This is a genomic window from Herbaspirillum sp. UBA812 (assembly GCF_002296545.1).
Taxonomy (GTDB): Bacteria; Pseudomonadota; Gammaproteobacteria; order Burkholderiales; family Burkholderiaceae_D; genus Herbaspirillum; species Herbaspirillum huttiense.
The window spans coordinates 3,619-18,044 of record NZ_DBIC01000209.1 but is presented as its reverse complement, the minus strand read 5'-3'; the positions used below and the strand labels follow the sequence as shown (position 1 = coordinate 18,044).

Genomic DNA, 14,426 nt, shown 5'->3' with positions numbered 1-14,426 from the left:
CCCGCGCGTGATCGCACGCGCGCATGCCGAAGGGCCGCAGATCCGATTTGCGCTGATGCCGCAGGTGCAGGATCCGACCCGTTCGCTGGATCGCGCGGAAGTGGACTTGCTGGTGCTGCCGCAGGAATTCTGCACGCCCGATCATCCGGCGGAGGAAGTATTTCGCGAACGGCACGTCTGCGTGGTGTGGCGCGACAGTCCATTGGCCAAGGGCAAGCTGACGCTGGAGCGCTACATGGAGGCCGGTCATGTGGTCATGGTGCCGCCCGGTGCCAATGCCTCCTCGGTGGAGGCGTGGATGGCCAGCAAGCTGGGCTTTGCGCGGCGGGTGGAGATCACCAGCTTCAGCTTCGCCTCCTGCGTGGCGCTGGTGCAGGGGACCGACCGCATCGCCACCGTACATGGCCGGCTGGCGCGCAAGCTGGCCACGCAATTGCCGGTGGTGCTCAAGGAAAGTCCGCTACCGCTGGCGGAGATGCATCAGATGATGCAGTGGCATCGCTATCGCACCAATGATCCGGGGATCGAATGGTTGCGGCGGGTGTTTCTGGAAAGTGCGCGGGAGATGGATAAAAAAGTGGCCTGATCAAAACCTGATGGATTCATCAGGTTTTTATCGACCCGACTTTTTACAATCCATAAATCATTTATATCTTTTAGGCGTTTCTTCAAAAAAAATGCCCTGCCGCTTCTCAGCAGCAGGGCATGGCTCACGCGCGTGAACTACGTGCTCAGATCAGAAATCGACCTGCGCGGATAGCACCAGCGTGCGTCCAGATGACGTGCCCACATAACCGTTCTGCATCAGCCAGTAATTCTTGTCGAACAGGTTCTCGATGTTGGCGCGATAGGTGACGACCTGCCCGGCCGCCCGGGTGATGTAGCGCGCACCGATATCGACACGGGTCCAGCCCGGCACCTTGAGCTTGTTCTCGTTGCTGTACCACATCGAGCCTGTGCGGGTGACACGCGTATTCAAGGCCAGGCCCTGCAGCCACGGCGCATCCCAATCCAGTCCCAGGTTGAAGTTGCTGTTGGGGATCGCGCCGACATCCTTGCCGTCATTGGTGCCGTTGTCGGTGTGGTACTGCTTGGCATCGAAGAAGGTGCCGCTGGCATTGAAACGCAGGCCGCGCTGCAGTTCGCCATAAGCCGCCAGTTCCAGTCCGCGCACGCGATTGCGGCCATCCTGGGTGGTGGTGCTCACGCCATTGACCAGCGTGGTGCTGGCATTGGCCTGCTCGATCTGAAATACGGCTGCCGTGGTCGTGATACGGCCCCAGTCAATCTTGGCACCCGTCTCCACCTGCTTGGACTTGTAGGGCGGGAAGAGCTGGTTGGGATTGCCGTCGCTGGCTGAAGTGAAACCACCGGCGCTCAGGGCCGCCGTGTAGTTGGCATACAGCGAAACGTTCTGCACCGGCTTGACCACCACGCCCAGCACCGGCGAGATGGCGGTCTTGTTGGAGGTCTGCGTGGCATCGACCAGGCTGTGCGAATACACCTGCTGGCGACGCAAGCCGGCGGTGATGCGCAGGCGGTCATCGGCCAGCGACAGGGTATCGGTCAGCGCCACGCTGGTCAGTCGGATCTGGCTCTGCGGCGTGGGTTCGCCGCGTGCGCCGCTGACCACGGGCAAGGCGACCGGACGATACAGGTTGGAGGTGACGCTGCTGCTCTCGGAGAGGAAGAAGTAATCGGTCTGCTGATCCAGCATGTTCACGCCCAGCATCACGGTGTGCTTGATGCCGCCGGTGTTGAAGCGCGCACGCATGCCGACGTCGGCCGAAGTGGAAACGACCTTCTGGTCGTAGTAACCGTTGTAGAGCGCAGCCGTATCACCGGCCGCGTTGAGGATGGTGGCGCTGGGCCAGCTCTGGGAAGACGTGGCTTCGTGATAACCGACGGCCCCGTAGGCGGTCAGGTGGTCGTTGATGTCGTATTCCAGGCGCGTGGCGACGGCCTTGTCATCCGATTGCAGGGTGGTGCCGGGATAGAGGTTGGTCTTGCCCGAGGGGGCTTCCGGCATCACCTGGCTGCTGATGCTGAATTGCGGACGGAAATTGCGCGCGTCTTCATGCTGGGTGTAGGCGTCCAGGCTCCAGCGCACGCGGCCGCCGTTGTAGTCGAGTCCGACCGAGCCCATGTTCTGCTGCTGGTTGCTGCCGGACAGGCCGGTGTTGCCATCGGCATAGAGCGCGTTCACGCGGATGCCCCACTCCTGCTGCTCGCCGAAGCGGCGGCCGAGGTCGGCCTTCAATCCGAACTGCGAATTGGAAAGATAGGTGGCGGTGACGCTGGAGATGGGATCTTCGTGCGCACGCTTGGGGATCAGGTTGACCGCCCCGCCCACGCCGCCGGCCGGGCCCATGCCATACATCAGCGTGCCCGGTCCCTTGAGCACTTCGATGCGCTCGACCATGGAGATAGGCATGCGCGTGAGCGGCACCATCCCATACAGGCCGTTGAAGGCCACGTCATTGGCTGACATGGTGAAGCCGCGAATCTGGTAGCTGTCGCCGAAACCGCCATTGCCATTGGTGTTGCGCACCGAGGCATCGTTGGCGATGACGTCGCCGATGGCGCGCGCCTGTACATCCTCGATGCCTTGCGAGGTGTAGTTGGTGGTGCTGAAAGGAGTGTCCATCACGCTGGCCGTGCCCAGTACGCCGAGGCTGCCGCCGCGCGCGACCAGTCCACCCGCGTAGGGCGCGGTGGGGTCGGCACTTTCGGTGATCGTGACAGTAGGCAGGACGGCATTGGCATTGCTGCCGCTGGTGGCCGCCGGTGCGGCGACGGTGTAGCCGCCGTCTGCGTTGCGGATCGCTTGCAGCGGGGTGCCGTTGAGCAGCGCGGCAAACCCTTCCGCTACCGTATAGCGGCCGGAGAGACCCGCGCTCTGGCGGTCGCGCGTGATGGCGGGATCGAAGGAGAGCAGCACGCCAGCACGGCGGGCGAAGCTGTTGAGGCTTTGGTCGAGAGGACCAGCGGGAATGTCGTAGGTCTGGCGCTGGGCATCGGTGGCTTGCGCCTGCACACCGGCCATGGGGCTGGCGAAGGCGGCCAGGATGGCCAGTCGGGACAGGGTCGGACGCGAGGGGAAGCGGGTTCGGATGGTCATGGATGTCGTTCGATGGTGAGCTTCAGAGGGCTTGCTATCTGGTAAACCGAACGAGATCCAAAAACCTGCAGAAAAATTTTAAAAATGTTTTATACCCATGCCGGCCTCAGGTGGCGGCACGTGGCCGCAAGGTGATCCAGTAATCCGTGAAGGTATCCACCCGCACCGGCAAGGTCCGCGCAATGGCCGCCAGGATGCGTGCCGGCTGGTCGAGCGGAAACACGCCCGAGATGGTCAGGCCGGCCACCGCCGGATCGCAGCGCAGCTTGCCGGGGAGATAGCGATCCAGCTCGGCCACCAGTTGGCCCAGCGGCATGCGGTCGGCCACGATGACACCGTCGGTCCAGGCGATGGCCTGTTCATTGGCGGCGACGAGGCGGCCGACCAGCCCTTGCGTATCGAACAGTCCCTGGCGCCCTGCATCCACACGGACGGCTGCATTCTCATTTTGCGAACGGAATTCCACCGCACCCTCATAAACGGCAAGGCGCATGCCCTCCTCCGCATCGCGCAGCTGGAAGCGGGTGCCCAGTGCGCGTGCCTGTCCCAGCCGGGTCTGCACGAGGAAGGGACGATAGGAAGGGCGCTCTTCATGTCCCGTGGTGATGAGCACTTCGCCGCGATGCAGGCGGATCAGGCGCTGCTGCTCGTCGAAACTGACGTCCACCGCAGTGGCGCTGTTGAGTTGCAGCAGGGTGCCATCGGCCAGCGTCACCCGCCGGCGCTCGCCGGTGCGGGTGGTGTAGCCGGCCATCCAGGCCTGCCACGGAGTCCATCGTGCTGCACTGGCCGCCAGCAGCCCCGCACCGGTCGCCACGCACAAGGTCTTGAGCGCAAAGCGGCGGTTGTTGCGCGTGCGGGCTTCGCTGGCACCGATGCTGCCGTGGGCCAGCGCGCGCGGCAGCGTGGCGACCCGCTCGCTGAGCGATTGCAGGCGCTGCCAGGCCAGCTCGTGCTGCGGCTGTTCGGCGCGCCAGCGGCGGCAGGCTTCGTGGTCATGATCGCTGGCGCTGCCCGATTGCAGCCGCACCATCCAGTCAATGGCGGCCATGACGATGTCGTCGTTGGGGACCGTGCGCTCAGAGCCCATATTGCAGCCGGTAGCAGGCGGTGAAGGCGCGCTTCATGTATTGCTGCACCGAACTCAGCGACACCTCCAGCCGCGCCGCGATCTCGGCATAGGCCAGGCCATCGAGCTGCGACAGCAGGAAGGCGCTGCGCACCTTGGGCGGCAAGCCGGCCAGCATGGCGTCGACTTCGTTGAGGGTTTCCAGCACCAGCAGTTGCGCTTCGGGCGAAGGCAGGTGCTCGGGGGGCATCTGCGCCAGCATTTCCAGGAAGGCAGCTTCCAGCGCGCAGCGGCGGAAATGATCGATCATCAAGCCGCGCGCGATGGTGGCCAGCAGGGTGCGCACTTCATCGACGATGAAATCGCGGCGCGAGACCATCATCCGCACGAAGGTATCCTGCGCCAGGTCGGCCGCCAGCTCGGCATTGTCGGTACGGCGGCGCAGCCAGCCCAGCAGCCACCGGTGATGCCCGGTGTATATGCCAGCGATGTCGTGAGGACGGGAGGGAGCGAGGTCGGCCATGACCGCAAGATGTAATGAGAACGTGTCTCATTATAATCTGTAAATGCGGCGGCGGGTCGATGCGGCTTTTGGTCGATATGAAAGAAAAAGCCCCGGCACGAAGGCCGGGGCTTGTCACTGCTGCTCCCGCCGGAACCGTGACGGTCCCGGAGGTGAAGCTTGATGCAAAATTACTTGACCACGCTCAGCAGGGTACGCTTGCCGCCCTTGTAGGTGTACAGGGTCAGGGTGCCGTTCAGGATGTCGCCCTTGGCGTCGAAGGCGATTTCACCGGTGACGCCCTTGTGCTTGATCTTGGCCAGGACCGGCAGGTAGACCTTGGGGTCGGACGAGCCGGCCTGCTTCATGGCATCAGCCAGGGTCATCAGCGCATCGTAGGTGTACGGTGCGTAGATCACGACGTCCTGGTTGAACTTCTTCTTGTAGGCAGCCTTGAAGTCTTCCAGCGGCTTCTTGCCTGCTTCGGTCACGCCACCGGCCTCGGCGCAGACCACTTCGCTGTCCTTCAGGCCAGCACCGGCCAGGCTCGGCAGTTCGGTGGTGCAGATACCGTCACCGCCCATGAACTTGGCTGCCACGCCCAGCTGGTCCATCTGGCGCAGCATCGGGCCGGCCACGGCATCCATGCCGCCGAAGAAGACCAGGTCCGGCTTCTTGGACTTGACCGAGGTCAGGATGGCGTTGAAGTCGGTAGCCTTGTCGGTGGTGTACTGGGTGGCCACGATGGTGGCACCGGCAGCCAGGGCGCTCTTGCGGAATTCTTCAGCCACGCCTTGACCGTAGGCAGTGCGGTCGTCGATGACGGCCACGTTCTTGCCCTTCAGTTCATTGACGGCGTAGCGGCCCAGGACGCCACCAAGCTGGCCATCGTTGGCCACCACGCGGAAGGCGGTGTTGAAGCCTTGCTGGGTGTACTTGGGGTTGGTCGCCGAGGGCGAGATTTGCGGGATGCCGGCGTCGAAGTAGATCTTGGAAGCCGGGATGGTGGTGCCGGAGTTCATGTGGCCGACCACGCCCTTGACCTTGGCATCGACCAGGGCCTGTGCCACGGTGGTGGCTTGCTTCGGATCGGAAGCGTCATCCTGGGGGACCAGCTGGAAGGTGACCTTCTTGCCGCCGATCTCGAAGCCCTTGGCGTTGAGTTCGTCCACGGCCATGCGGGCACCGTTTTCATTGTCCTTGCCGATGTGTGCGTTGGGACCGGTCAGAGGAGCGACGTGACCGATCTTGATGACCTCTTGTGCCTGCGCTGCCCCTGCGAACGAGAACGCTGCCACCAGTGCCGTAGCGACAGGAATCATTTTGATTTTTTGCATGAATTGCTCCTATTACTTCCAATGAAAGATTGAAAACGCAGTTCGTTGTGCCATTTGTTATGTGCGCTGACCGATTCTGACCGCCGTGTGGACGGCAACCTGATCGGAAAGCACCGCAGCGCCTCCCAGTCGCTGACCGGTTCTTGCTTGCGGACTCTGCTACTGCAAAAACCGAGCCATGCCTTGCAGCATCGCCACTCGGGCGCTTTCCCCAGGGGCATCGCCGGATAAAAAGGGACGGAGCCACAGCAGGCAAGCGGCCCGGCCGCAGCGCCAGGCCAGGCGGGGCAGTTCCTCCATTACACCGCCCCGCCGGGCAGAATACACCGTAATGGTGCGGCTGGGAGAGCGAGTTCCGTGCCAACGCGGCGCTTCATTCATATCGCACGTTTTATGCACTTTTTTGAATCGGGATGCGAAGGAGTGCACCAATAAGGGTGGGGAAATAGCAGAAAGCTGCACTTGTAACGAGGCTGGCTGGGGGTGCCAGCCTCATTTCTCCAGCCAAATTCCCGCATAGCGAGAATTATTCTGCATATGCCACGGATTCGTGGCCCTGCTTGCGGAAGGGAGAGATGAACGATGCATGCAGTGGACTTTGCGCGATTTCGTTCATCGGAGTACGGTCAGAATGTGTAACGTCCTTGCACATACAGAGTCCGCGGCGCACCGACCAGCTTGCCCAGATTGCCATCCACGGTACGGGTGAAGTAGCGCCGGTCCAGCAGGTTGTTGACGCCCGCGGTGAGGTCGAATCCCTTCTTGCCCGGCACCTTCCAGCTCGCCTGCGCATTCCAGAGGCGTACGCCCGGGATTTCTCCGATGCTGCCGTCGGCGCTTTCGGCGACGGTGTTTGCTTCATCGGCAAACTGTCTGCCCTGATGCGTGGTCGACAGGTTGAGCGTCCAGGGACCGGTTTGCATGCGCACCCCGAGCGTATCGGTCGTGCGTGCATAGAACGGCAAGTCCTTGCCCGGATTGCTGCCTGACTTCTGCAGGGCGCGGGTGTAGGTGTAGTTGGCGAAGACCGACCAGCCTTTCAGGGGGCTGTCCGGAGCGAAGGCATAGTCCATCGCCAGTTCGACGCCATCATGCTGGGTGCGGCCGATGTTGCGGAAGACGTTGGGAGTCGTTCCCTGCACCGACACGATCTGGTTGTCAAAATTGATGTGGAACACCGTGGCTTCGGCGGAGGCCCGTGCGCTCTTCCAGCGCATGCCGCCTTCCATCGTCCGGGCCAGTTCGGGCGACAGCGGATTGGCGGAAGACATGGTGTTGAGTTGCGAATTCTGCACCACGCCGAAGGAGGTGTTGTAGTTGCTGAACAGGGTCAATTGCTCCGTGAGCAGATAGGCCAGGTTGATCGAGGGCAGCAGCTTGTCGTTGGCCACCTCGTAAGGATCCTTCTTGCCCATTTCGTAGCGGCTTGACCGCACCTGTTCGAAACGCAGGCCCGGCGTGATGCGCCATTTGCCGACAGCGATCTTGTCATCGATGTAGCCGGCATGAGCATCGGTATTGTTCTGGAACTGGGTGAATCCGCTCAGCACACCGGTGCGGACCGCTTCGTTGTAGATGTTGTCATCCCCGCGCTCGCGGATGTAGCGGTAACCCACGGTGACATCGTGCGTAGTGCCGCCCCAGGCGAAGCGCTGGGTGTAGCGGGGTTCGATGCCCAGCGTTTCATAGTTGCGCGGCTGATGCGAGAGGCGCACGCCGGTCACGTTGATCAAGCTGCTCTGGCGGGTCGCCTGGTTGAAGTAGGTCCGGATCTCCAGCTCCTGATGATCCGACAGCGTATTGAGGTAACCGACGTCGAAGCCTTTGCGGGTACCGCTCCAGTTGTCGCGCCTGCGCGTGTTCTGGAACGGATCGGCGGCGTACTGCGCGGTGGTGAGGCCGCCCGGCGTGCGGCTCAGCACATCGTAGTAATTGAACTTGGCGTGGAGTTCGGAACGCGGGGAAATTTCGTAGCGCATCTTCAGCGCAAAATCGTTGAGATGCTCATCGCTCTTGTCGCGCCATCCGCTGCCGTCCTGGCCCGAGTACAGGAAGGCCATGCCCAGGCCATTGTCGCTCTGGCCGCCGGCAAAGGCGGTGTACTGCGCATTGCCACCACCCTTGCCGTAGCTGTTGTAGCGCACCGAGGCATCACCCGAAATGCCCTCGCTGGCGGGAATGGAGCGCGTCTTGAAATTGATGATGCCGCCCACGTTCTGCGGGCCGAAGCGCACCGTGCCGCCACCACGGATGACATCGATCGATTCGATGTTGTTCAGGCTCAGGGGTGCGAACGAAAGCTGGGGCTGGCCATAGGGCGCCACCGACAAGGGGATGCCATCCAGCAGGACGGTGGAGCGCGGCGAAAAGCGTCCGGTCAGACCGCGCACGCCGATGTTCAAGGCAATGGCGCTGCCGGAGGTACCGGCGCTGTCGCTGGACTGCACGCCGGGAATGCGGCGCATCACCTCGCCGATGCTGACGGCGCCGGTGCTGTCGATCTCCTGCTTCTTTAGCACGGTGCGGGCACCGGGATAGGTCTTCACGCTGCTCTCCAGGCCAGTGCCTAGCCAGTCGCTGCTGACCTGGATCGGCTCCAGCCCGGACTGCCCCTCGGGCGCCGCGGACTGCTGCGCCATGCCGGCCAGCGGGAAGCCGAGCATCACGAGCGAGGCAAGGGTTGAAGTGGCGATACGCAGATCGCGTGCATGGTTGAAAGGGGCCTGATTGTTCTTCATTACATTTCGGTCCAATAAAAATACGGGCGAACCTCCGCCGTTCATTTCTTATAAAAAAAGGCTCTTCCGGACTGATCCGAAAGAGCCGCAATAATAATGATTCGCATTCTATTTTTTACATATTCAGAGCCATGCCTGCATTTCTCTTAACTGACCTCGAATTTTTTTGAGTGCCGCTGCGCAGACCAGGCGCGCAAACACGGCAATTGACGCCTTGAAAATTCCCCAACCCATCCCTATACTTAGCACTCGTCACGGCAGAGTGCTAACAGCGCCGCCGGGCGCAATCCCCTTTTTCATGCGGTGACGTCTGCTGCATTTGGAAGAAAACCGTTGCAGGCATCGCCGCAATCAATGCTAACTTATTGAAAATTAAGGAGTTCTCATGAATCTTCGCCCTTTGCACGATCGCGTTATCGTCAAGCGCCTCGACCAGGAAACCAAGACTGCTTCCGGTATCGTTCTGCCTGACGCAGCGACCGAAAAGCCGGACCAAGGCGAAGTCCTGGCCGTCGGCAACGGCAAGATCCTGGAAGATGGCAAGGTCCGCCAACTGGCCGTGAAGGTCGGCGACCGCGTTCTGTTCGGCAAGTACTCCGGCCAGGCCGTGAAGATCGATGGCCAGGAACTGCTGGTCATGCGCGAAGAAGACCTGTTCGCCGTCGTCGAGAAGTAATTCGGCATCCGGCCTTCCTTTTCCTTCTATATAGATAGAGAAAACGTGAAGGCCATCGGCAACAAGACAGCAACCGGCGCTCCCTGAACCTTCAGGCCCGAGCCCGGCGACATGAACTGAACCGAATTTCTGGAGAATCCAACATGGCAGCAAAGCAAGTTATTTTCGGCGATGAAGCACGCGCCAAGATCGTCAACGGCGTCAACATCCTGGCCAACGCAGTCAAGGTCACCCTGGGCCCCAAGGGTCGCAACGTCGTGCTGGAGCGCAGCTTCGGCGCCCCGACCGTGACCAAGGACGGCGTTTCCGTCGCCAAGGAAATCGAACTGAAGGACAAGCTGGAAAACATGGGTGCCCAGCTGGTCAAGGAAGTCGCTTCCAAGACCTCCGACAACGCCGGTGACGGTACCACCACCGCCACCGTGCTGGCTCAAGCCATCGTGCGCGAAGGCTTCAAGTACGTCGCCGCCGGCTTCAACCCGACCGACCTGAAGCGCGGTATCGACAAGGCTGTCACCGCCATCGTCAGTGAAGTGAAGAACCTGGCCAAGCCCACCACCACCTCCAAGGAAATCGCTCAAGTCGGCTCGATCTCGGCCAACTCCGACGCGGACATCGGCGACATCATCGCCAAGGCCATGGAAAAGGTCGGCAAGGAAGGCGTCATCACCGTGGAAGACGGCAAGTCGCTGGAAAACGAACTGGACATCGTCGAAGGTATGCAATTCGACCGTGGCTACCTGTCGCCGTACTTCATCAACAACCAAGAGAAGCAGATCGTCGCTCTGGACAATCCCTTCATCCTGCTGTTCGACAAGAAGATCTCCAACATCCGTGACCTGCTGCCGGTGCTGGAACAAGTCGCCAAGGCGGGCCGTCCGCTGCTGATCGTGGCTGAAGACGTCGAAGGCGAAGCCCTGGCTACCCTGGTGGTCAACAACATCCGTGGCATCCTGAAGACCGCTGCCGTCAAGGCTCCTGGTTTCGGCGACCGCCGCAAGGCCATGCTGGAAGACATCGCCATCCTGACCGGTGGCCAAGTGATCGCCGAAGAAGTCGGCCTGACCCTGGAAAAGGCTACTCTGGCTGAACTGGGCCAAGCCAAGCGCGTTGAAATCGGCAAGGAAAACACCACCATCATCGACGGCAACGGCGAAGCCGCTGGCATCGAAGCACGCGTGGCAATGATCCGCACCCAGATCGGCGAAGCCACCTCCGACTACGACCGTGAAAAGCTGCAAGAGCGCGTGGCCAAGCTGGCCGGCGGTGTTGCACTGATCAAGGTTGGCGCTGCCACCGAAGTCGAAATGAAGGAAAAGAAGGCCCGCGTCGAAGACGCCCTGCACGCTACCCGCGCTGCTGTCGAAGAAGGCGTCGTGCCTGGCGGCGGCGTTGCCCTGCTGCGCGCTCGCGCCAACGTCAAGGACCTGAAGGGTGACAACCCGGATCAGGAAGCCGGTATCAAGATCGTGCTGCGCGCCATCGAAGAGCCGCTGCGCCAGATCGTCTTCAACGCCGGCGACGAGCCGTCGGTGGTGGTGAACAAGGTGCTGGAAGGTTCGGGCAACTTCGGCTACAACGCCTCCAACGGCACCTACGGTGACCTGGTGGAACTGGGCGTGCTGGATCCGGCCAAGGTGACCCGTTCGGCTCTGCAAAACGCTGCCTCCGTGGCCAGCCTGATCCTGACCACCGACGCCCTGGTGGCCGAAGTGACCGAGGACAAGCCGGCCGGCATGCCTGGCGGCATGGGTGGTATGGGCGGCATGGGCGGCATGGACGGCATGATGTAATTGGCCTTCCGGCTGCGGGCCATGCATTGCATGACCTGTGCTGCAAGTGAAAAACCCGCATCAGCGATGATGCGGGTTTTTTGTTGGGCGGCGATCGGAGCGGAGCCGGAGTGCAAGGCCTCCTCTCCGAGCTCGCGCAGCTGAGTTGACCGAGCATCAACCTCACAAAGGCTTCTGCATAAAAAAAGACCCGCATCCTTGCAGATGCGGGCCAAAACATCGGGCTCCCACGAGCCCGATGCAGTGCCAGAACTTAGAAGGTGTGGATCAGGCCGGCGTTGATGCCGGTCTGACTGCGATCACTACCTGGTACGCGGTCGCTGGCCAGGCCAACGCTGTACATGTCGGACGTACGCAGGTTGCGGATGACGGCATAGGTAGAAGTGCGCTTGGACAGGTCATACTTGGCACCCAGGTTGATCTGCACCATGCGGCCATCGACGGTGCGGACAAACTTGGCACGGGTGTATTGCAGGCTACTGATCAAGGACAGCGACGGCGAGATCCGATAGTTCACGCCCAGGTCCAGCGTCTGGCTCGACTCGTTGTTGGCACCGCCGATGGTGTAGTCGCCCTTCTCGAGAGCATCGTAGCGCTCGATCTTCTTGTTCGGATCGGTCCAGGCGGCAAAGCTGTCGAACTTCGGATCGAAGCTGCGACGCGCTGCCGTCAGCGGCAGCTTCACGCGCGAATACGAACCATACACACGCGCCGGGCCGAACTGATAGGCAGCAGCGAGGGTCCAGGTCTTCAGGCAGGTATCGCCATACTTGCCGCCACCGTTGCAGGCTGCCGCGCCGTTGACATCGCTGGCGGACTTGCCGCCCATCTTGCTCTGGAAGTAGCCCAGGCCGATGTTCAGCGGACCGTTGGCATAGGTACCGCCCAGGCCGAAGGACTGACCGGCACCGGTATTGCCGGCTTGCTCACCGAAGCCATAGATGACGCTACCGGTGAAACCGTTGAAGTTCGGGGTGTTGTAGCGGATGGAGTTGTTGACGCGCTCGCCGTTGGTACGATCCAGGTTCAGCGAATGAACACGGCTGACCACGCCACCGAAGTCGCCCGGGGAGGTAATGCTGCCCACGTCATCCAACACATCCTTCTGGCGACCGGCCAGCACCGTACCGAAGTTGCCGGACAGCCCCACGGTCGCCTGACGGCCCCACAGCAGCTTGCCCTGGCCCGCCTCGCCGGTATCGACACTGAAACCGTTCTCGATGGTGAACAGCGCCTTGATGCCGCCGCCCAGGTCTTCCACGCCCTTGACGCCCAGGCGCGAACCCTTCATCAGGCCGGAATCGAGCGCCATCTGGCCGCCCGTATCCTTGCCGCCGGTGGAGATCTTGTTGGTGTAGGACAGGCTGGCGTCGACCGCACCGTAGATGGTCACGCTGCTCTGCGCGTGCGCCGCGCCGCCGAAGGCAGCCAGCACGGCCAGGGCCAGGATGGACTTTTTCATAGAGTACTCCGTAGTGGTTTGATTGCTGTTGATTGGAGGGTGGACATCACCTTGCGACGAGGGCACCACCCAGGCTTCCGAAAGAAACATCAAGAAGTCACGGCAAATCTAAACCGACTTTTATTTCTCAAATGAATCATTCCTTGATTTGCTATGCTTTATAAGACTTTTCTGTAGCTTTATAGCAACCAATGTCGCGCATAGAGGTCAGCGCATTTTGTTGTCCATCAGTAATGAAACCGGCACTGATGAATCACTAGCCTGCCCGCCACCAACTCGATGACGAGCCGGTGTTCACCCTGCACGCGCACCGCGTAAAGTCCGGGCAAGCGCAGGGGCAAGGCCACCCGGCGGGCCGATGGAATGCAAGCTCCTTCACTTAGTCGTCGCATCAAATGAAGTAATTGACGTGCAACCCGGCGGTCATGGCGACGCCACCAGGCCAGGTCCTCGCGCGCCAGCGGGGTCATCCAGAGCGGGGTCAAGGCTGCTCCTTCAGCGGCAGCAGTTCGGCGCGCAGCTGCAACAGGCTGCATAGCAGGCGTTCGGCATTGAGATCGTTGCCCAGCAGATGCAGGGCTTCCTGCACCCCGCGCCAGACCGGTTCGCGCACCAGCACCAGGTTGTCGGCACCCGCTCGGGTGAGGATGACTTCATCGATATCGGCCAGCTCCAGCAGCGCGTCGAGGCGCTCGGCCAGGTCAGTGACGGGAAAGGCATACATGGGGAGGATTCCGGGGCTGGATCCGGCGCGCTGCAGCACGCCGGACAAAAAATTCAGGAAGATAAGCCCTGGCATCGCCACTGATGGGATTCAGTGAAAAAATGAGGTGAACGACAAAACTTATTCGACAACTTTCTCGCTCAACATCGAGTCAAGCGCTGCTCCCCCGGACCGGCTCCCTGCGAAAATCGCCCCGCAAAGCCGCTCTGCACAAGGGTTCCCGCCGCATGCTAAGACGCGCCAGTTATATGCATAGGCGAAAATTTATTTTCCCTATATAACCTTGCCGCCTTAAAATAGCGCCTTCTTATAAAAATATTGATGGCAGTGGAGACCTGAGGTCCTGACCCGCCCGCAGCGTCCCACGATGCCGCGCTGGCGTCGGCACCCGGGGGCCGCTGCCATTCTTCTTTTCCATCATGATCGAAATACAAGCTGTCACCCAGCGGTTCGGCAATGTCGAAGCGGTGCGCAATGTCGATTTGTCGATCCGCAAGGGCGAGATCTTCGGCATCATCGGCCGCAGCGGCGCGGGCAAGAGCACCCTGGTGCGCACCCTGAACCTGCTGAACCGTCCCACTTCCGGACGTATCGTCCTCGATGGCCAGGACCTGACCTCGCTGTCGTCCTCCCAGCTGCGCGAAGCGCGCCGTGGCATCGGCATGATCTTCCAGCACTTCAACCTGCTCTCCTCGCGCAGCGTCTACGACAACATCGCGCTGCCGCTGGAACTGGCCGGCAAGAGCAAGTCGGAGATCGCCGCCAAGGTCGAACCCTTGCTGGAGCTGGTCGGCCTGACCGCCCTGCGCGATCGCTATCCGGCACAGATCTCCGGCGGCCAGAAGCAGCGCGTGGGCATCGCCCGCGCTTTGGCCAATGATCCCAAGGTCCTGCTCTCGGACGAAGCCACCTCGGCGCTGGACCCGGAAACCACCCGCTCCATCCTCGAGCTGCTGCGCAAGATCAACAAGGAGCTGGGCCTGACCATCGTGCTGATCACGCAC

12 protein-coding genes are annotated in these 14,426 nt (G+C 61.5%); 4 read left to right on the top strand and 8 right to left on the bottom strand.

The genetic code is table 11. The features are described 5' to 3' along the window. Positions 1-586: LysR substrate-binding domain-containing protein (locus tag B3873_RS13775; protein WP_286866708.1), on the top strand; the 586-nt coding region annotated here is incomplete at its 5' end. A 150-nt stretch (positions 587-736) separates the two neighbouring features. Here B3873_RS13775 and B3873_RS13770 read toward each other — a convergent pair. The 5 genes from B3873_RS13770 to B3873_RS13750 form a co-directional block, all read right to left on the bottom strand. Beyond that, entirely contained in the window at positions 737-3,121 is a 2,385-nt protein-coding gene (locus tag B3873_RS13770; protein ID WP_286866707.1) for a TonB-dependent receptor, read from the bottom strand. Between the two features lie 106 nt (positions 3,122-3,227). Beyond that, the gene (locus tag B3873_RS13765) at positions 3,228-4,172 is read right to left on the bottom strand and encodes a FecR domain-containing protein (RefSeq protein WP_286866705.1); all 945 of its coding nucleotides are present in this window, start codon (positions 4,170-4,172) and stop codon (positions 3,228-3,230) included. Positions 4,173-4,200: 28 nt separating this feature from the next. Next, positions 4,201-4,713, bottom strand: coding sequence for a sigma-70 family RNA polymerase sigma factor (locus B3873_RS13760; protein WP_209532205.1), 513 nt, complete (start codon positions 4,711-4,713; stop codon positions 4,201-4,203). Between the two features lie 170 nt (positions 4,714-4,883). Beyond that, complete coding sequence (locus B3873_RS13755; RefSeq protein WP_039789964.1) at positions 4,884-6,029, bottom strand: branched-chain amino acid ABC transporter substrate-binding protein; 1,146 nt, start codon at positions 6,027-6,029, stop codon at positions 4,884-4,886. Between the two features lie 626 nt (positions 6,030-6,655). Next, complete coding sequence (locus B3873_RS13750; protein WP_286866702.1) at positions 6,656-8,767, bottom strand: TonB-dependent receptor family protein; 2,112 nt, start codon at positions 8,765-8,767, stop codon at positions 6,656-6,658. Positions 8,768-9,152: 385 nt separating this feature from the next. On the opposite strand from B3873_RS13750, the gene groES reads away from it, so the two are divergent. Then, complete coding sequence (gene groES / locus B3873_RS13745) at positions 9,153-9,443, top strand: co-chaperone GroES (protein WP_008115200.1); 291 nt, start codon at positions 9,153-9,155, stop codon at positions 9,441-9,443. 143 nt (positions 9,444-9,586) lie between these two features. Beyond that, the gene (gene groL, locus B3873_RS13740; protein WP_286866696.1) at positions 9,587-11,236 is read left to right on the top strand and encodes a chaperonin GroEL; all 1,650 of its coding nucleotides are present in this window, start codon (positions 9,587-9,589) and stop codon (positions 11,234-11,236) included. 253 nt (positions 11,237-11,489) lie between these two features. Here the strand turns inward: groL and B3873_RS13735 are convergent, their stop codons facing one another. From B3873_RS13735 to B3873_RS13725, 3 genes are all read right to left on the bottom strand, one after another. Continuing rightward, positions 11,490-12,698, bottom strand: coding sequence for a porin (locus tag B3873_RS13735; protein ID WP_286866694.1), 1,209 nt, complete (start codon positions 12,696-12,698; stop codon positions 11,490-11,492). A gap of 227 nt (positions 12,699-12,925) precedes the next feature. Further along, a complete protein-coding gene (locus B3873_RS13730) occupies positions 12,926-13,183 on the bottom strand; it encodes a type II toxin-antitoxin system YoeB family toxin (RefSeq protein ID WP_121044516.1) in 258 nt (85 codons plus the stop codon). Next, on the bottom strand, positions 13,180-13,422 hold the full coding sequence (locus B3873_RS13725; RefSeq protein ID WP_034333913.1) for a type II toxin-antitoxin system Phd/YefM family antitoxin: 243 nt from the start codon (positions 13,420-13,422) through the stop codon (positions 13,180-13,182). Before B3873_RS13725 ends, B3873_RS13730 begins: the two co-directional genes overlap by 4 nt. A 419-nt stretch (positions 13,423-13,841) precedes the next feature. Here B3873_RS13725 and B3873_RS13720 point away from each other — a divergent pair. After that, positions 13,842-14,426 (top strand): methionine ABC transporter ATP-binding protein (locus B3873_RS13720; protein WP_286866693.1); only part of this gene is annotated, 585 nt, incomplete at its 3' end.